Below are 18,608 nucleotides of genomic sequence, written 5' to 3' on the forward strand. Positions count from 1 at the left end.
CGCCTATCTTAACAATATGAAATATACGAGCCGTTTATGTGCGTCTACTGTAAAATTAAAGCGCTAGTTGAACGCTAAAAATGTGAAAGAATATTTCTTGTTGAGTAAAAAAAAGCCAAATTGTTTACGTAAACAAAACACTTTGGCATGAATTATGAATGCCTATAAATAGAATATTCCGTTTAATTCTTTTTTATCTAAAGTTAATTTAAATAATTGATGAGATTTATGTCACATAAAGGTTATTTTAGCCGGATAATTGAAAACTATAGCTTCAAAATGAAAAAACATTTTCATAGTAGTTAAACAGTGATATACCTTTTTTAGTTTTTAAACCTTGTTGATTTGAGCCACCTGTGAAAATTTTAGCCCAAAAAACTGTTCCTACCCATATTATTTCAGGGTTTTTAGGAGCAGGGAAAACGACGTTATTGCAGCATTTGTTAAGTCAGAAACCCAAAAATGAAGTGTGGGCGGTTTTAATGAATGAGTTTGGGCAAATTGGAGTAGATCAACAGCTTTTACCACAAGATCAGGGCTATGCAGTAAAGGAATTATTGGGCGGCTGTTTATGTTGTAGTAGTCAACTCCCAATGCATATTGCTTTGGCTCGCTTGTTAAGTGAACAAAAGCCAGACCGACTTTTTATTGAGCCTACTGGGCTTGGGCACCCTTCGCAATTATTTGATCAATTAACCGAACCGCATTGGCAAAACAGCTTGGCTATGCGTGCATTGATTACAGTTGTCGATGGTAGCCGTTTGCATGACACCAATTGGGTTAAACAAAACCTGTATGAAGATCAGTTAAAGGCTGCACAAATTGTGGTGGTCTCTCATGCTGACACCATGACTTTTGAAGATGAACAGGCACTGGTTGAGCTTAAAGAAGAATACCAACCTTATCAGCAGCAATGGCTAAAGACCGAGCATGGTCAACTTGAACTAGCACAAATTGATGTGCCTGCTCGTTTAACTGCACGCTCTATACAACCTTTACTGAAGCTTCAAAAACAAATGACCGAAGCTGAAGTTGCTAAAGAAATTCATCAATTGCCATATCACTATGTTGAGTCGGCACAAGGTTATATTGTGGCGGGTTGGAAATTACCTAAACGTTGGAAATTTGAATTTTATGCTCTGCTCGATGTGTTATGTGCACAGAAAGACTGGCTACGTATTAAAGGAATTTTTAATACAGATCAGGGATGGAAGACCTTTAACTTTAATCCTGAACAGTTTAACTATAAGTCTGGTGAAGAAGGGATTGATAATCGTATTGAAATGATTAGTCAACATGACCACGACTGGCTGGCCTTTGAAACTGAATTATTAGCGTGCAGAATTGCTGAATAGAGAATATTGAAAAGATAGTTCAATATTCTCCATAAGAAATTCAATTTTTTATATCAAGTACTTGTTTTGCTTGTGCATGGTCGATGTCTTTTTCCCAATGGGCAATGACTACGGTCGCAACACAGTTACCAATGAGGTTGGTACAGGCACGGATAATCCCGATAAACCAGTCTACAGACAGTAAAAGTACTAAACCAATTGCAGGTAAGCTTGGAATGACTGAAAGTGTTGCAGCAAGAATCACTAAGGCAGATCCTGGAATACCGTGTGCGCCTTTAGAGGTAATGAGCGAAACCAGCAAAATAGCCAACAAGTCATGCATAGAAAGATCGATATTGCAGGCCTGTGCAATAAAGATCACCCCTAGAGTTAAGTAAATTGAAAAGCCATCTAAATTAAAAGAATAACCGGTTGGGATGACCAGACCGACTGTTGAATCTTTAATGCCTAGGTTTTTAAGCTTTTTCATGACTTGAGGAAGTACCGAGTCAGAAGAGGCGGTCCCTAATACAATCGCGAGCTCATCTTTAAAATAGCCCACAAACTTGAAAATGTTCAGGCCGGTAAGCTTTAGAATTGAACCTAAAACAATCACAACAAATAAAATGCAGGTTGCATAAAAGAGTAAAACCAGATAACCGAGTTGCAGGAGTGAGTCTGATCCAAATTTTGCAGTGGTATAGGCAACTGAACCGAATACACCAATTGGAGCTAGGCGAATAATCAGTCCCATAATTTTAAAGAAAACTTCAGAAAAAGCTTCAAGTGCCTGACGTACCAGTTCTGCTAAATGTTTAGGAATTAAAAGGAGAGAAATACCAAACAAAATTGCGATGAGTAAAATCTGTAAAATATCGCCGTTGGCAAAAGCAGCCGTAAATGTTTTAGGAATAATATTAAGCAGAAAGTCCGAACCCGTATGCATGTCGTGAGCACGCTCGGTATAGGTGCTTAAATCTTTAGCATCTAAATGGCTAATATCAATATTCATGCCGACGCCCGGTTTAAAGACATAAGCAACAATAATTCCCAAAATTAAAGCAATACTGGTGACTACTTCAAAATAAAGAATGGTTTTTGCACCGACTTTGCCCATTTTTTTAATGTCGTTCGCACCATAGATTCCCAGTACTACTACACAAAATACAATTGGAGCAATCAACATTTTAATGAGAGAAATAAAACCATCACCAAGAGGTTTTAAAGCTAGGGAGAAATCATGAAAAGCAAGACCCACTGCAATACCAAGGAAGAGAGAGCAGAGGACTTGTAGAAATAAACTACGTTTAAGTTTTTGCCACATAAGTCATCAAATCAAAAGAGAGGAGTACAACCCTTTAAAGCAAAAAGCCCGCCAACTTTGTAAGTACTCGGCTGTTTTGGAATAAGATGCAAATGAAGCATGAAAGAAGTGTTGTATTACTGAGTTTTTTCTATAATTTTTTAATTAAAATCGAGTATTCTTAGCGCCAAATTTTTGGACATCTCAACTATGGCGCTTAAAGCAACAATTTATAAGGCAGACTTGAATATTGCCAATATGGATGACCATATTTATGGCGATTATCAATTGACTCTTGCCTTACATCCTTCAGAAACTTTAGAACGATTAATGGTTCGTGTTATGGCATTTGCACGCTTTGCCAGTGATAGTCTTGAATTCACCAAAGACCTTTTTGAAACCGATGAGCCGGCACTTTGGCAAAAAGACTTAACAGGGCAGTTAGAAACCTGGATTGAAGTTGGTTTACCATCTGAAGATAAAGTCAGAAAAGCCAGTGCTCGTTGTAAAACTGTGGCAATTGTTGCCTATGGTTCCCAAGTCGAAGACTGGTGGAAGAGAAACAGTAAAATTAAAACACTGGGTAATGTTCAGGTATGGCAAATCGCGCCTGAAAGTACAGCAGAGTTAGAACAACTTTGTGAACGTACGATGCAGCTACAGTTAAATGTTATGGATAACGAATGGACTTTGTTAAGTGACAAGGGCCAAGCAAATGTAGTGTGGACACAATTACAGTAAAACTGAAAAGCGCAACAAATTTTACAACTTCACTTGCTAGACTAAAGATTGAGTCTGAGCTGTGAAATTAAATGAAACGGAAATGTTATGATCACTGAATTAGAAATTATCGATTTAAAAGTAGGCGAAGGTAAAGAAGCAGTTAAAGGTGCCTTGATTACCACTCACTATACAGGGTGGTTAGAAGATGGTACTAAATTTGACTCTTCTATTGATCGCGGAAATTATTTCGAATGTGTCATTGGTACAGGCCGTGTGATTAAAGGTTGGGACCAAGGCATCATGGGAATGAAAGTTGGTGGTAAACGTAAACTTATTGTTCCTGCGCATTTGGCTTATGGCGAACGCAAAATGGGTAAAATTATTCCGGCAAACTCAAACTTGATTTTTGAAATTGAATTGTTTGATGTAAAAACTCGTGATGAATGAAATCAAAATTTTACCGTTTGATTTTTTTATATAAGCTTTAAATATGAATATATTCGTTATTTATATTTTAGCTTTTTGAATATTTAAGATTATTTTCAGTTTATTTCATTATAAAGGTGAACTGAAAAACTGTTCTTTTGGGGCAGTTTGAGCTTAAGAACTAAATAAATAAGAGTTTTAGTTCTTAAGTTTAAATTTCACATAAATAATCTATATTGCTATTGAGACGCTATTTCATGATTACCCGTTTTGCATCTCCTTTGTTGAATCTAACGCTTGGCTTAGCTTTAGCAGGCTTGTCAGGTATGGCACTAGCTAAGCCTCCTAAAATAGATGCTTCAGAACTTACTGTTATTGGCTATCATGAAATTACCGATACTAAAAATGCCTTAATTCCTCAATATGCAGTGACCACAAAACAATTTGGTGAGCATATCGATTGGCTGCAAAAAAATGGTTTCCATTTTATTACTGTAGATCAGTTGATTCGCGCTCATCAGGGCAAAGCTGCACTGCCGACCAAGCCAGTTTTATTAACTGTAGATGACGGTTATCAGTCTTTTTATCAAAATGCCTATCCAGTTATTAAGGCTAAAAAAATCCCGGTAGTGCTTGCTGTTGTCGGTTCATGGCTAGAGCCAAAAGCAAATCAAAAAGTAGATTTTTCTGGCGAAGAAATTTCACGTGATAAAATCTTAAGCTGGCCTGAACTTAAAGAAATGCAAGACAGCGGTTTTGTTGAAATTGCAAGCCACAGCTATCATTTACACCGTGGTATTACCGGTAACCCTCAAGGCAACTCTGAACCTGCAGCGACAACTCGTTTTTATGACGTAAAAACTAAAACGTATGAAAACGACAGCCAATATCAGACCCGAATTTATAATGATTTAAAAAAGAATAATCAGTTGCTTAAAGAACATGGTATACGTTCACCACGTATTATGGTGTGGCCATATGGTCGCTATAATATGCAAACTGTTCAAATTGCTAAAAAGCTTGGTATGCCAATTACTATCACACTTGATGATGGGGCCGATCATGCAAAACAGTCTCTACAAAATATGAGTCGTATTTTGGTCGAGGGTGGAATGAGCACAAATGATTTAGCTCAAGAAATTAAAAATCGTGAGTTAAATTTAACGGATAATAATCGTCCGCAAAAAATCATGCATGTGGATCTCGACTATATTTATGATCCAGACCCGCAACAACAAGAGCGTAATTTAGGTAATTTACTCGACCGTATTAATGCAATGGGTGTAAATACAGTTTATTTGCAGGCTTTCTCTGATGCAGATGCGAATGGTTCTGCCGATATGGTATACTTCCCAAATCGACATATTCCTATGCGTGCTGATTTATTCAACCGTGTTGCATGGCAAATTCAAACACGTACTCCTGTAAGCCGTATTTATGCGTGGATGCCATTATTGGCATGGGAACTACCAAAAACTGATCCAGTATCAAAAGACTTGGTTGTGACCCAACAGGATAAGACGAGTGGACACCTCAATATGGGATACATTCGTTTAAGTCCTTTTTCACCAGAAGCGCGTCAAACTATCCGTGAAATATATGAAGATTTAGCAAAATCATCGTCTTTTAATGGAATTTTATTCCATGACGATGTGACCTTGTCTGATTATGAAGATGCAAGTCCAGATGCTTTAAAAGCTTATGCAAAACAAGGCTTACCAACAGACTTGGCAAAAATTCGTGCGAATGACGAAGATTTGCAAAAGTGGACTGCATTTAAAACAAGATATTTAGATGATTTTGCAATGCAGCTTGTTGATGAGGTTCGTCAATATGAACCGTTCCTGTTAACAGCACGTAATTTATATGCGCAAGTGGCTTTAAAACCATATGCGGAAAACTGGTACTCTCAGTCACTTGAAGAGTCACTAAACCGTTATGATTTTACTGCTATTATGGCGATGCCTTATATGGAGCAAGTGAAAAATCCAGATCAATTCTATAAAGATATGGTTGATCGCGTGAAAAAATATCCAAATGGCATTAAGAAAACAGTTTTTGAGCTACAGGCAACAAACTGGCGTAATAACGAAAAGGTACCTTCAACTGAAATGGCTGCGACGATTCATTCTCTCTATGAACAAGGTGCAATGCATGTTGCATACTATCCAGATGACCCAATTAAAGATCATCCGGACGTGAACGTAATGCATAAAGCATTTGCTGAAAAGTCATCTCGTCTTGTGCCATAGACGAGGCTGAAACATGACAATCTTTGCTGCAATATGGTCGCACGCCCTAAAATTCGTTTTTTATTATCCATTGTTTATGTCATATCTATGGATGATTGGTGCGATCATTTTCTATTGGAAGGAACGTAAGGCTCCACCTTATGATCAACCCGCTCCATTAGAAAGCTATCCGAAAGTTGCTGTACTCATCCCTTGCTTTAACGAAGGTGATAATGCAGAGGAAACCATTAGCCATGCTTTAAAATTGGATTATCCAAATTTTGAAGTCATTGCGATTAATGATGGTAGTTCGGATAATACGGGTGAAGTGCTCGATCGTTTAGCTGAACAATACGAAAAACTTCGTGTTGTTCATCTTGCACAAAACCAAGGAAAAGCGATGGGGCTACAGGCGGGCAGCCTGATGACCGATGCCGAATTTTTAATTGGTATCGATGGCGATGCTTTGCTTGACCCACATGCAGCAAAATGGATGATTCGTCATTTTCTTCAGAACCCAACGGTTGCAGCTGTAACTGGAAACCCACGTATACGTACGCGTTCAACTTTGTTAGGCCGTATTCAAGTCGGTGAATTTTCTTCGATTGTGGGAATGATTAAACGTGCACAGCGTACATTTGGTCGTTTATTTACAGTGTCTGGTGTAATTACAGCTTTCCGTAAAAGTGCTGTTCATCAAGTCGATTATTGGTCACCAAATATGTTGACTGAAGACATCGACATTACTTGGAAGTTGCAGCGTGCAGGCTGGGACATTCGTTTTGAACCGAATGCCTTGGTTTGGATTTTGATGCCTGAAACTTTAAATGGTTTATGGAAACAGCGTTTACGTTGGGCAATGGGTGGAGCACAGGTTTTAATTAAAAACATTGATGTGTTCACCAAACCAAAATTGAATTTTTTATGGCCTCTCATGTTTGAGCTTTGCTTAACTTTAGTATGGTCATATTTAATGCTGGCAATGGCTTTATTGTGGTTGGTACATTTTATTTTACCAATCCCTGCTTTAGCCGTTGTGAGTTCCCCATTTTTACCGTATGGTAGCGGTATTTTATTGGGGGCAACCTGTCTAATTCAGTTTGCTTTAAGCAAATGGATGGATAGTCGCTATGAACCACATCTAGGAAAAAATTATTTCTGGATGATCTGGTATCCATTGGTCTTTTGGCTAATCACCATTTCGGCAACCATTGTGGCATTTCCAAAGGTCTTACGACGTGGAGATGAGAAACGAGCACGTTGGGTGAGCCCGGATCGGGGCATTCGTTAGATGAAATGCAAGAGTCATGAGATTTTAAAGATCGTGCTGTATTGATGTCTGGGGAAAACCGCAGCACTTCGTTAGGTAAAGAGAAATGAAGACAAATTCGTTGATTATTGATTTACGTCGTCAACTACCATGGCACAAACGCTATGTTTCTACAACAAGCACAGCCATGATGTGGGGCGGTTGGTTGTTGTTGTGGCGTCCGTTTGTATTTATCTGGGTATTGGCAGAGCTCCAAAAAACTCATTTAGTACATCGTTTGTTTAGTGCTTTTGGTGTAGGAATTGAACATGGCATTACTGCTCTGATTGCTTGTGCAATTGGCTTGCTGCTCTGGAGTCATGTGTTGCCTGAACGCCGTGTTGGAGGGAATGCACTTAACATGAAACAGACAGATGATTATGCACGTTACTTTGATTTGCCAGAACAAGAAATTGAACAGGGCCGTAGCCAAAAAATTACGGTCGTTCACCATGATGAATTTGGTAAAATCGTTAGAGTTGAATAAATCTAATAAATAAAAGAAAGCCCACATCATGTGGGCTTTCTTTTTTGCATATTCACTCTTAGTAAGTTATAAATTTAGACCCCGAAGCGTAGTGTTTGAATCGGTTTTATTTGCCTCTAAACACTGGAGGTCTTTTTTGTAGCATAGCAAAAACACCCTCTTGAACGTCTTCTGTAGTTAGTAAAGGTTGAAGATGGTTTTGCAATTGATTAAAGGCCGCCTCGTAGCCTTCATTAATTGCTTCACGTGCAGAGGCAAGAGTGGCTTTTACGGCAAGGGGCGCTGCTTGAGCAATATGTTCAGCGAGTTCTATGGCACGTTTAAGCTCCGTACCTTCTGGGCAAACTTCTGTAATTAGGTTCATATCCAAGGCTGCTTTGGCATCAAAAGAGTCACCTGTAAGCAAATAGCGCATGGCTTTGGCCCAACCCGCGGCTTGAGTGAAACGTGCAGTTGCTCCGCCAAAAGGTAAGATGCCACGTTGAACCTCCATTTGAGCAAACTGAGTATTTTCACTTGCAATCGCAATATCTGCATTGAGAAAGAGTTCTATACCAGCGGTATAGCAATAACCCTGTACTGCCACAATCAAAGGTTTACTCAGCTTTCGACCTATTGTGCCCCACGGGTTAATTTCATTTTCACTAAAATCAAAAACACCTGTAGCAAGCTTAGGTTGTAACTCAACTAAATCTAAGCCAGCTGTAAAATGGTCACCGTGAGCAAAAACAATCGCACAGCGCAGGACATCATTATTTTCATATTCGGTGAGCGCTAGTGATAAGTCTTTAATCATGTGACTATCAAAGGCATTACGTTTTGCTGCGCGATCTAAGCCAATTAAAAAAATATGTCCGCGAGTTTCACGGCTGACTTTTCCTTCTTGATTTGACATATTTTCAAGCTCTTTTATTTGTCTCTCATTATCTTTTAAACAATCATTTAAAAACTAGCAAATAGAAATTGTTAGTGACTTGATCAGTATTTCTTTTGTCTATGTATTGAAGTAAATCAATTTCATACGAAAAGACAGATCCTAAGATAATGTCAATTTTCATGATTTATTTAAATTAGCAGTTTGCTTAGTCTCATATTTTTCTCATAATACGCTGTTAAATTGATCTCAATAAGCAGCTTCTCTTATGTCACCTCTAGAAATTTTTGCAGTCTTAATTAGCCTCATTGGAGTCGGATTAACGGTAATCCGTAATATGTGGTGCTGGCTGTTTAATTTCTTCGCCTTTGTTTTATACGCTTATTTGTTTTACGAATTTAAGCTTTATGGTGAAACGATTTTGCAGTTCTTTTTTATGGCTGTAAATTTTTATGGCTTTTACTATTGGCTCAAAGGAAAGCAGCAAGATCATGACATTCGAATCGAGCCTATTGCAGTTCAAACCGCTATTATTCAAATGATTATTGCCGCGGTAGGTGGTTTGCTCTTTGGTTTGGTTCTTAAAAACTTTACCGATGCAGCGGTGCCGATGCTCGACTCTCAGCTTGCGGCATTTAGTTTGCTTGCCACTTACTGGACCAGCCGAAAGCATATTGCGACATGGATACTTTGGGTATTTGTCGACATTATTTATGTGGGAATGTTTATTTATAAAGATCTGTTTTTAACTTCTGCTTTATATGCAGCCTTTGTATTAATGGCAGCTTATGGTTGGTATCAATGGGAAAAGGTTAAAAGAAAGCAGGTTGATCATATAGATTTAAAAAAAACTATTTAATGTATGAGAAAATATTAAAACAATAATCCTGTTTGGAAATTATTTGATGACTCATACTTTAAAAAAACTTTTATTTTGTTTATTTCTTTGTTCTGGTTATGCAAATGCTCAGATTAACGCTGTTCCTTTAAAGCAGCTTAGTAAATTACCGGATTCATGTCAGAAAGATGAAGCTGTTGAAAATAATAAATTAGCTATACAGACGGCACAGGTAAAAATACAAAGCTATTCTTGCTTTAAGCCTGATATAGCTGATGCGCTAGGCTATAACGTATTTGCTATCAATTTAGATAAAAATAAAACCTATTATTTTAAAGCGCAAACTCAGGATATATCCTCAATAGCAGGTCAGACTATACATAAAATTGATTCTGAAACCTTTGCAATAGACAATTATCAGGAGCGTGGTGGAAATTTTATTATTTTTTGGATAGCGGACTGGTCAAATATTTATACACAAGATATTTCTTACTATACGGATGATGAAACTTCCATAGATAGTTTTATTAAAGACAGACAGATTTATTTACAGAAGAAAAAATATTTGGATAATACCAAAACTAAAAAAGTTGGATCTCCTTTAATCATTATGAAAGACAAACAAAAAGGTTTGATCATAAATAAGAGTAAGGCACAAAACTTTTAAATCATTAATTTCTGGATTTTTATGAAAAATTTAACTCATATATTTTTATTTTGTATTGGCTTTTTAGTAACAACTACCTCTTATGCGCAAGTAAATATTAAACCTTTATGGCATGGTAAAGTATTGAACAGTTTTGATATTCCTTTAAATAACCTGAAAAAGCCAAAGCAGTTTATTAAAGGTGAGGCTGATGAATGCAATGGTGGTTATTTTCCAGATCAATGGGTATATGAAGATGGAGTGATACTCTCTACGGGATCTTTAGATAAGGTATATGTAAGCCAGCAAAATGGTCTAAAGTATGGTTCTCGATTATTTAATCATTTAACTACCGAGAATGATTTTAAAAAGTTTTTTGGTAAACAAATAATTATATCTGAAAATCATACTTACTCTATATTTCCTTGGGAAGGTAGTAATGATGGCTTGCACTTTCATTTCCGTAATGGAAAACTACATTACTATACGTACTCTATTGATGACTGTTAATGATTAATCTTTAAGAATAGCCATGATCCTGAATTTAGTCATATATAAACAGCAACAGTTTGATGCGATGGCCCAAAAAATTATGGCTGAGCCTGCAAAATATATAGATTTTAATTCAGTATCGGATTTTTATAATGCTGTTTGGCTCAAGGACTTTCCCCAAGGGACTCAGTTCTCTGCGACAGGTTTAGATGATGGAGCCGAAGAGTTTTATGCAGTAGTACAGTTTAAACAGCAGTATTTAAAATTTGATATTAAAGAAAATCATTCGACACTGAGTTTTCAGAATATAAATGGTGAAACTTTAAGTGTAATTTTTAATTGATGAAATCAAAGCACAAAAAAAGCGACTTAACGTCGCTTTTTTTAATAGATAAATTTTGAAATTTTATCTGCCGTTGCGATGACCAGAGCGGCAATATCTTCTTTAAAGGTCTTTTCATCATAAGTGGTAATTGGGCAACTTACCGAAAGGACAGCCACCATTTTTCCATTTGATTGTTTGAAAATAGGGGCAGCACAAGCAGCCATATCATGGTTATAATGACCCCAGCTCACCATCGACTTTTGAGTTTTTACATAATTCAATTTTTGCAATAACGCTTTTAAACTGGTTGGGGTCAGTTCTGAGTAACTATCCCAGTCATTGAAATTACGATAGCGTTGGCGTACTTCTGCTTCTGGTAAATCTGACAATAACATTTGACCAATAACTGTTGCATGGGCAGGCCAGCGAGTACCTAAATTAATATTGCTGGTAAATGTCCCCATAGATTGAACGTTATTTACAAAAACAATGTGTGTACCTTCTAAAACGGTCAGGTGTACTGCAAGTTTGGTCTGGTCACGTAGTTCTTTCATTAAAGGAGTCGATAAATCAAGTAATGAAAGCTTTGATAAACTGTTAAAACCAAGCTCCATAACTTTTGAATCAAGCGCATATGTTTTTTGTGAAGCTTTTCTTAAGTAACCGCAAGCTTCAAGTGTATAGATAAGTCGAAATGCACTAGAACGGTTCACTTCCAAAATTTCGGCAATTTCTGTAATCGTCATTTCTTGTGCTTGTTGATTAAATGCTTGCAAGATGGCTAAACCACGCACAAGCCCTGGTACTAAATACCGATCATCATTTTTTGTTGTTTCTGATTCTTGCAAATCTTCTTCAATCTCTAGGCTCATTCGTGTTGTTTTCCTATAAATAAAACAGGGTTCGAATTAGGGCATTATGCTTTATTTTAGAACAATTGTAATTATAAAGATTACATAAAACAATTTTTATATTTAAAACAATGTTTCCATTCTTAAACGTAACAAATTATTTAAAATTTATTAATTAATTGATTTAAATAATTATTTTTACTTTGACAAAAAATAACCAAGAGGATTATGCTTAGCTTGTGTTTTGAAAATCAAATTATGTTTTGTATATAAAACAAAATGAGGACGCAAGGTATGAGTTGGATCTCAGTTTGTCAGCAGGGTGACGTTAGCGAAGATGAGCCGAAAGCCGTCGAAGTTGAAGGGAAAAAAATTGGTGTTTTTTTTGTCGATGAAAATTACTTCGCTATCGAAAATGTTTGCCCTCATGCGTATGCCTTATTAACGGAAGGATTTATTGAAGATCAAACTGTGGAATGTCCATTGCACGAAGCAATTTTTGACATTCAGACAGGTGAGCTAAAAAGTGGACCCGGGTGTAGAAACCTATGTACGTACCCAGTTCGTGTTGAAGGACAGGATATTCAAATTCAACTCTAGTCCTCACATGTACAAGGAAGCAGAACAATGAAGACATTTAATGAAAAGTTGGCAAGCTGGATTCATGCAACGCCGGCAACCGAAGCAGGTATCAACAATATTCAAGTTCCAGGTCAATCTGAATTGTTGGTTTGGCAAACACGTTATAAAGAACCGACTCTCTACGAACAAGACTTTGTAAAGAACTTGATTCAGGCATTTTCTGCGGGCGCAACAGAATTAGATGAGGTTGTTTCTGCACTTAATCAGCAAGGTTTCCGTTGTGAATCTGGTGATGAATGGACTTCTGAGAGCTTTACAGAAGAAATGCAACGTTTAGGTTATTGATTCAGGGAAGAATAAAATGAACGCAATCGTATCAACTTCACAAAGCGCTGAAGAATATTTAGAACTTGGTTTACGTGACCAATGGCATCCGGTGTTAGCAAGTTGGGAAGTCGCTGCTAATCCGGTTGGGATTACCCGTTTAGGTGAAAACATTGTGGTTTGGCGTGATGCCGAAGGTCAGGTTCATGCACTTGAAGATCGCTGTCCACACCGCGGTGCTCGTCTTTCACTCGGCTGGAACTTGGGTGATCGAGTTGCTTGCTGGTATCACGGTGTTGAAGTTCGTGCCGATGGTGTGGTTGCCGATGTACCAGCCGTTCATGAATGCCCAATGACTGGAACCAAGTGTTTAAAGAGCTATCCGGTCATTGAACAGCATGGTGCTATCTTCATCTGGTTTGGGATTGATGCAAATGAACAACCCGCACCGCTTGAGTTCCCAGAACAACTGGCAAGCGAAGAGTGGAGTTCATTCCTTTGCCAAGCAGACTGGAAAGTAAACCATCAATATGCCATTGATAACGTCATGGACCCAATGCACGGTACATATTTGCACTGTACGTCACACTCAATGGCAGAAGGTGAACGTACCGCAGAGATGAAACACCGCACAACTGAAAATGGTTTTGTTTTTGAAAAAGAAGGCCAAACAGGTGTGAACTTTGACTGGGTTGAATATGGTTCGACTGGTGCAAGGTGGTTACGCCTTTCAATTCCTTACCGTAAACAGTTTGGTCCGGGTGGTGAATTCTGGATTGTGGGTTACGCAACGCCAATTGATGCCAACAATACCCGTGTATTTTTCTGGCGCTGCCGTAAGGTGAGTGGTTGGCAACGTAATGTATGGCGCTTCTTATATCGCAATCATTTAGAACAATTGCATTGGGATGTATTGGAACAAGACCGAATTATTTTAGAAAACCTTGCGCCAAATGCACGTGCACGAGAATTCTTATATCAACACGATGTTGGGCTTGCACGTTTACGCCGTTTAATGAAGAAAGAAGCTGAGAAGCAATTAAAGAAAATTGCTGCACTAAATGCATCAAACCGTATCGAGATGCAGGAAGAAGCTCATGGCTAATGTAGCGTTGTTGCAAGGCAAAAAAGTTTTAGTGACTGGTGCCGCACGTGGTTTAGGGCGAGATTTCGCTCAAGCCATTGCTGAGGCGGGCGCTGAAGTTGTAATGGCAGATATTTTATCTGACCTCGTGCAACAAGAAGCACAAGCCTTACAAAAACAAGGACTCAAGGTCCATGCAGTCACTGTTGACCTTGCCAATGCAGACTCTATTGAAAATGCTGTCGCAAAAAGCGTTGAACTGTTAAATGGTTTGGATGGTCTTGTGAACTGTGCAGCGCTTGCAACCAATGTGGGTGGAAAAAATATGATTGATTACGATCCTGAACTTTGGGATCGGGTTATGAATATTAATGTGAAAGGCACATGGTTAATTACAAAAGCGTGTATTCCACATTTAAAACAATCGGCTGCCGGCAAGATTATTAATGTTGCGTCAGATACAGCACTTTGGGGCGCACCGAACCTGATGGCTTATGTGGCGAGTAAAGGTGCAATTGTTGCCATGACACGTTCAATGGCAAGAGAGTTGGGTCAGTTCAATATCTGTGTCAATACTTTGTCTCCGGGGCTGACTCTGGTTGAAGCAACCGAGTATGTGCCACAGGAACGTCATGATTTATATGTCAACGGAAGAGCGATTCAACGCCAGCAACTTCCACAAGATTTAAATGGAACAGCATTGTATCTACTGTCGGATTTGTCCTCTTTTGTGACAGGTCAAAATATTCCGGTCAATGGCGGTTTTGTCTTTAACTAAGGAGTAGTCAAATGATTACAGGGATCGAGATTTTAAAGTTTGGAGTTGAAGATAGAGCCGCTTCAAACAAATTTTTGGCAGATTTTGGTTTAAGCCAAAGTACTTCAGATATTGAAGGTGCAGATTTATACCAGACTCAAAACGGCAGCAAGATTTATCTATTTAATTGTGATGATAACCGTTTGCCGCCTGCTATTGAGCAAGGTTCAACTTTACGTGAAGTCACTTGGGGTGTTGATAGTCTTCAAGACCTTGAAGACTTGGCAGCTCGTTTGGCCGATGTAGACGGTTTTAAACGTACTGAAAATACAGTTCAGTGTCTTGACCCAAATGGCATGACTATTCGTTTTGAACAAAGTTTTGTAAAAGAAGTACCAGAACTTAAAACGGAAGGCATTAACCAATACGGCAACATTCAACGTGTTAATGCAGCAAGTCCTGTTTATGAAAAAGGTCAACCTGTTGCGATTGGACATGTGGTGTTTTTCACACCGGATTTAGCAACTACTGAAAACTTCTATATTGAAAAAGTAGGCTTTCATTTATCTGATGCTTACAAAAATCGCGGTGCATTCTTACGTTGCCGCGGTGAAGGTTATCACCACGATTTATTCTTACTTAGCGTTCCAAATAAACCTGCTGGTCTAAATCACGTTGCGTTTGTTGTTCGTGATATTCATGAGGTGATTGGAGGCGGATTACATATGAACCGTTCAGAGTGGTCAACCTTTATTGGACCGGGACGTCATCCAATTTCTTCTGCTTATTTCTGGTACGTCAACTCACCATTGGGTGGTGCATTTGAATATTACACCAACGATGATTATTTGACTGAAGAATGGCAGCCACGTGTAGAAGAACATCGTCTAGAGCTTTTCACTGAGTGGGCGATTGAAGGTGGTCTTGATGACAAAACCCGCCGTCAGGTAAAGCCTGTGTAACAGGTATTGCTTTACAAGGAAGAAAGGCTATGGAAAAGATTGTAATTGTAGGGGCGGGGCAAGCTGCAGGTTGGGCAGTCAGCACCTTACGTCAAAATGGTTATGTGGGTGAAATTCATGTGGTCTCAAATGAAGATCAGGTGTTTTATGAGCGTCCGCCTCTGTCTAAGCAAGTACTTTCAAAAGAAGCAACGTATGAAAGTTTGAATCTGTTCTCCCCAGAACAGGTCCAAGAGTTCAACATTCAATGGCATAAACCAGAAATTGCAACAAAAGTCGATCGCGAGCAAAAGCAGGTTCATTTAGAAAGTGGTCAGATTTTGCCGTATGACAAATTGCTGATTGCAACTGGAAGCCGTGCACGTGTACCCGTCAATACATGGCAGTTCATTCCTAATGTTGTGACTTTACGAAATGTACGTGACTGTGAACGTCTGGCTGAAATTTTAAAGAATGCAAAAAATGTTGCTGTGATTGGCGGCGGCTGGATTGGTTTGGAAATCGCTGCAACCGCACGTAAGCAAGGCAAAGAGGTTCATATTTTTGAATATGGCGACCGTTTGTGTGCAAGAAGTGTGAGTCCGGAAGTTTCTGCATTTTTAAAAAATATGCATGAGACCCAAGGTACAAAAATTCATTTAGACAGCAAGAGCCTTCATTTGGTGGAAGCACCAGATCAAAAAGTTGAAGTGGTGAACCATCCTCAACATAGCCAGTTATTTGATTGTGTTGTAGTGGGTGCAGGTGCCGAAATTGCTAAAGAGTTAGGCGTGCATGCTGGGCTCGATGTGAAAGATGGCATTGTGGTGAATTGTTTTGGACAGACCTCAGATCAAGACATTTATGCCGCAGGTGATGTCGCGATTCATCCGGGCTTGGGTTATTGCATTCAGTCTTGGGCAAATGCACAAAATCAGGCGATTGCAGCTGCGAAATCAATGCTCGGAATTGAAACTGAATATACCGATATTCCTTGGCTCTGGTCTGATCAATACCACTTTAATATCCAGATTTTAGGAACGTATCAACCTGAAAAAACCAAAGAAATGGTGATTCGCCAAGGCGGTGAAGATCAGGTGAGCTATTTATATCTGGACCATGAAAATCGCTTGCTGAATATGATTGCCATTAATGACTCGAAGTTAATCAAGCTGGCAAAGCGTTGGATGCAAGCCAATACCGTTTTAGATCCAAAATTATTAGCAGATGCTGAATTTAATGTCATGAAGTTAAAACCGTAAACATTAAATCTGGTTCTCATTACCAAATCGAAGGAATGACACATGAGTAATGAAGAAAAAAGTGGATTAAAGCATTGGGTGCCTGCTTTTGTCCTTATGGTGTGTGTAGTACTGGCCTTTTTCGACAAGATCAGTATTGCGGTTTTATTTTCAGACCCCCATTTTCAAAGCTCGATGGGAATTGCTGAAGATAAAGCCAAGCTCGGATGGCTCATGACAAGCTTTTTACTTGCTTATGGGTTTTCATCAGTCTTTCTAAGCTTTTTAGGCGACATTTTTAACCCAAAGAAAATGCTGTTCTGGAGTGTGACCTCTTGGGGTTTACTCATGCTTTGCATGGGCTTTACCACCAGCTACTCAGGCATGTTGATTTTACGGGTTTTACTTGGTTTGGCAGAAGGTCCGCTATTTGCTTTGGCATACACCATTGTTAAACAGACTTACACAGACCGTCAGCAGGCACGTGCCTCAACCATGTTCTTACTGGGTACACCGATTGGTGCATTCCTTGGTTTCCCGATCACTGCAAATGTTTTAGCTCATCACGACTGGCACTCCACTTTTTTTGTGATGGCTGGTTTAACACTGATCGCTATTTTTAGCATTGTTTTTGGTTTACGTAACTTACAGCTCAAGAAAACTGTCGAAATTGAGGGCGAGAGTAAACGCACCAACTTCAAGGGTCACATTGCCAATACTAAATTGCTGCTCAGCAACAGCGCATTCTGGTTGGTTTGCCTCTTTAACATTGCATTGATGACTTATTTGTGGGGCTTAAACAGTTGGGTTCCTTCTTATCTTATGCAAGACAAAGGATTCAATCTCAAAGAGTTTGGGATGTATTCAAGCTTTCCATTCATCGCCATGTTAATTGGCGAGGTGGTGGGTGCGTTTTTATCTGACAAGTTAGGCCGCCGCGCTATTCAGGTATTTAGCGGTTTATTACTGGCGGGCATCTTCATGTATGTGATGGTCATTATGACCCAGCCATTATTGATTATTGCTGCCATGTCTTTAAGTGCGATGGCGTGGGGCTTTGGAGTAGCTGCGGTATTTGCTCTGCTTGCCCGAGTAACTACCTCAAATGTAGGGGCGACTGCGGGTGGAATATTTAACGGTTTAGGCAATTTTGCAAGTGCAATTGCGCCTGTTCTTATCGGTTACATCGTGATGCAAACACATAGTTTTAATTTGGGAATTACCTTCTTGGCTGCAGTCGCTGTCATTGGGTCGTTGTTCTTGGTTCCTCTTTTAAAACGTTATTAATTCACTGTATAGGAGTTTAAAAAATGACTACACAACAATTCGAAACGTGGAAACAGCCGGAAGGCGCTTCTTTAGAAGATTGGTTAAACACACGTATTGCTCGCTTTGAGACTCGTAAATATGACTTTGAGGCTTTGAAGTTTCAAGCCGATTACGACCCGAAATATCGTCGTGCTCAAATGCGCTATATGGGTACGGGTGCAACTGGTGTTGCAAATGACAGCAACACTGTACCTGCAGAGAACTTTACGTTTTCGACTATGGTGCTACCACCACAGTGTGAAGGTCCTTTGCACATTCACCACGACGTTGAAGAAGTTTTCTTTATGCTCCGCGGCGAAATTGATTTGTTTATTGAGCACAACGGCGAGAAATTCCAGACCCGTTTAAAAGAGCGTGATCTGATTTCAATTCCACCGGGGATCTACCGTGGTTTGTTTAACCCAGGTCAAGAAGATGCCTTGATGTGCGTGATGTTGGGAACAGGTAAACCAACAATTCCTAATTATCCACCAGAGCATCCATTGTCTCAAATCAAACGTTAATTGTTTGA

At 39.0% G+C, this 18,608-nt stretch carries 21 protein-coding genes; 18 read left to right on the forward strand and 3 right to left on the reverse strand.

What is annotated here, in order from left to right:
* Nucleotides 1-356: 356 nt before the first annotated feature.
* The gene (locus tag ABLC00_RS04765; RefSeq protein ID WP_004888286.1) at nucleotides 357-1,355 is read left to right on the forward strand and encodes a GTP-binding protein; all 999 of its coding nucleotides are present in this window, start codon (nucleotides 357-359) and stop codon (nucleotides 1,353-1,355) included.
* A gap of 40 nt (nucleotides 1,356-1,395) precedes the next feature.
* On the opposite strand, the gene dctA is transcribed toward ABLC00_RS04765, so the two are convergent.
* Complete coding sequence (gene dctA, locus ABLC00_RS04770) at nucleotides 1,396-2,658, reverse strand: C4-dicarboxylate transporter DctA (RefSeq protein ID WP_004888284.1); 1,263 nt, start codon at nucleotides 2,656-2,658, stop codon at nucleotides 1,396-1,398.
* Nucleotides 2,659-2,847: 189 nt separating this feature from the next.
* Between dctA and ABLC00_RS04775 the strand changes: the two genes are divergently transcribed.
* From ABLC00_RS04775 to pgaD, 5 genes are all read left to right on the forward strand, one after another.
* Complete coding sequence (locus ABLC00_RS04775) at nucleotides 2,848-3,378, forward strand: YaeQ family protein (protein WP_002054386.1); 531 nt, start codon at nucleotides 2,848-2,850, stop codon at nucleotides 3,376-3,378.
* An 87-nt stretch (nucleotides 3,379-3,465) separates the two neighbouring features.
* Nucleotides 3,466-3,807: an FKBP-type peptidyl-prolyl cis-trans isomerase gene (locus ABLC00_RS04780; RefSeq protein WP_002054441.1), complete on the forward strand. Its 342-nt coding sequence runs from the start codon at nucleotides 3,466-3,468 to the stop codon at nucleotides 3,805-3,807.
* Nucleotides 3,808-4,043: 236 nt separating this feature from the next.
* Nucleotides 4,044-6,038 carry a poly-beta-1,6-N-acetyl-D-glucosamine N-deacetylase PgaB gene (gene pgaB, locus ABLC00_RS04785; RefSeq protein WP_002054296.1) on the forward strand — a complete coding sequence of 665 codons (1,995 nt, stop codon included), beginning with the start codon at nucleotides 4,044-4,046 and terminating at the stop codon, nucleotides 6,036-6,038.
* Nucleotides 6,039-6,051: 13 nt separating this feature from the next.
* Nucleotides 6,052-7,308 carry a poly-beta-1,6-N-acetyl-D-glucosamine synthase gene (gene pgaC, locus ABLC00_RS04790; RefSeq protein WP_004888283.1) on the forward strand — a complete coding sequence of 419 codons (1,257 nt, stop codon included), beginning with the start codon at nucleotides 6,052-6,054 and terminating at the stop codon, nucleotides 7,306-7,308.
* A gap of 85 nt (nucleotides 7,309-7,393) precedes the next feature.
* Nucleotides 7,394-7,813, forward strand: a complete 420-nt coding sequence (gene pgaD / locus ABLC00_RS04795; RefSeq protein WP_004888282.1) for a poly-beta-1,6-N-acetyl-D-glucosamine biosynthesis protein PgaD — start codon at nucleotides 7,394-7,396, stop codon at nucleotides 7,811-7,813.
* Nucleotides 7,814-7,919: 106 nt separating this feature from the next.
* On the opposite strand, the gene ABLC00_RS04800 is transcribed toward pgaD, so the two are convergent.
* A complete protein-coding gene (locus ABLC00_RS04800) occupies nucleotides 7,920-8,708 on the reverse strand; it encodes a crotonase/enoyl-CoA hydratase family protein (RefSeq protein ID WP_004888281.1) in 789 nt (262 codons plus the stop codon).
* Nucleotides 8,709-8,955: 247 nt separating this feature from the next.
* Here ABLC00_RS04800 and pnuC point away from each other — a divergent pair, with 247 nt between their 5' ends.
* From pnuC to ABLC00_RS04820, 4 genes are read left to right on the forward strand one after another with little or no spacing between them, the layout of a single operon-like run.
* Nucleotides 8,956-9,546, forward strand: coding sequence for a nicotinamide riboside transporter PnuC (gene pnuC, locus ABLC00_RS04805; protein ID WP_004888280.1), 591 nt, complete (start codon nucleotides 8,956-8,958; stop codon nucleotides 9,544-9,546).
* Nucleotides 9,547-9,592: 46 nt separating this feature from the next.
* Complete coding sequence (locus ABLC00_RS04810; RefSeq protein WP_004710153.1) at nucleotides 9,593-10,192, forward strand: hypothetical protein; 600 nt, start codon at nucleotides 9,593-9,595, stop codon at nucleotides 10,190-10,192.
* Between the two features lie 21 nt (nucleotides 10,193-10,213).
* A complete protein-coding gene (locus ABLC00_RS04815; RefSeq protein ID WP_004888279.1) occupies nucleotides 10,214-10,681 on the forward strand; it encodes a hypothetical protein in 468 nt (155 codons plus the stop codon).
* Nucleotides 10,682-10,703: 22 nt separating this feature from the next.
* On the forward strand, nucleotides 10,704-11,006 hold the full coding sequence (locus ABLC00_RS04820) for a hypothetical protein (protein WP_033846665.1): 303 nt from the start codon (nucleotides 10,704-10,706) through the stop codon (nucleotides 11,004-11,006).
* Between the two features lie 41 nt (nucleotides 11,007-11,047).
* Here the strand turns inward: ABLC00_RS04820 and ABLC00_RS04825 are convergent, their stop codons facing one another.
* Nucleotides 11,048-11,860 carry an IclR family transcriptional regulator gene (locus tag ABLC00_RS04825; RefSeq protein ID WP_004888277.1) on the reverse strand — a complete coding sequence of 271 codons (813 nt, stop codon included), beginning with the start codon at nucleotides 11,858-11,860 and terminating at the stop codon, nucleotides 11,048-11,050.
* 273 nt (nucleotides 11,861-12,133) lie between these two features.
* On the opposite strand from ABLC00_RS04825, the gene ABLC00_RS04830 reads away from it, so the two are divergent.
* Genes ABLC00_RS04830 through ABLC00_RS04865 form a run of 8 tightly spaced genes read left to right on the forward strand, consistent with a single transcriptional unit; the run spans nucleotide 12,134 to nucleotide 18,600 of the window.
* Entirely contained in the window at nucleotides 12,134-12,439 is a 306-nt protein-coding gene (locus ABLC00_RS04830) for a non-heme iron oxygenase ferredoxin subunit (protein ID WP_000118514.1), read from the forward strand.
* A 27-nt stretch (nucleotides 12,440-12,466) separates the two neighbouring features.
* Nucleotides 12,467-12,766: a recombinase-like helix-turn-helix domain-containing protein gene (locus ABLC00_RS04835; RefSeq protein ID WP_000847096.1), complete on the forward strand. Its 300-nt coding sequence runs from the start codon at nucleotides 12,467-12,469 to the stop codon at nucleotides 12,764-12,766.
* A 16-nt stretch (nucleotides 12,767-12,782) separates the two neighbouring features.
* Nucleotides 12,783-13,850, forward strand: a complete 1,068-nt coding sequence (locus ABLC00_RS04840) for an aromatic ring-hydroxylating dioxygenase subunit alpha (RefSeq protein ID WP_004888276.1) — start codon at nucleotides 12,783-12,785, stop codon at nucleotides 13,848-13,850.
* Nucleotides 13,843-14,607, forward strand: a complete 765-nt coding sequence (locus ABLC00_RS04845; protein ID WP_004888275.1) for an SDR family oxidoreductase — start codon at nucleotides 13,843-13,845, stop codon at nucleotides 14,605-14,607. Before ABLC00_RS04840 ends, ABLC00_RS04845 begins: the two co-directional genes overlap by 8 nt.
* Nucleotides 14,608-14,618: 11 nt before the next feature.
* Nucleotides 14,619-15,548, forward strand: a complete 930-nt coding sequence (locus ABLC00_RS04850) for a VOC family protein (RefSeq protein ID WP_000627784.1) — start codon at nucleotides 14,619-14,621, stop codon at nucleotides 15,546-15,548.
* 29 nt (nucleotides 15,549-15,577) lie between these two features.
* Nucleotides 15,578-16,789 (forward strand): NAD(P)/FAD-dependent oxidoreductase, encoded by a 1,212-nt coding sequence (locus ABLC00_RS04855; RefSeq protein ID WP_004888272.1) that lies wholly within the window; start codon nucleotides 15,578-15,580, stop codon nucleotides 16,787-16,789.
* 42 nt (nucleotides 16,790-16,831) lie between these two features.
* On the forward strand, nucleotides 16,832-18,055 hold the full coding sequence (locus ABLC00_RS04860; protein ID WP_004888269.1) for an MFS transporter: 1,224 nt from the start codon (nucleotides 16,832-16,834) through the stop codon (nucleotides 18,053-18,055).
* A 23-nt stretch (nucleotides 18,056-18,078) separates the two neighbouring features.
* A complete protein-coding gene (locus tag ABLC00_RS04865; protein WP_004710136.1) occupies nucleotides 18,079-18,600 on the forward strand; it encodes a cupin domain-containing protein in 522 nt (173 codons plus the stop codon).
* Nucleotides 18,601-18,608: the final 8 nt, after the last annotated feature.

The organism is Acinetobacter nosocomialis (genome assembly GCF_041021905.1).
GTDB lineage: Bacteria > Pseudomonadota > Gammaproteobacteria > Pseudomonadales > Moraxellaceae > Acinetobacter > Acinetobacter nosocomialis.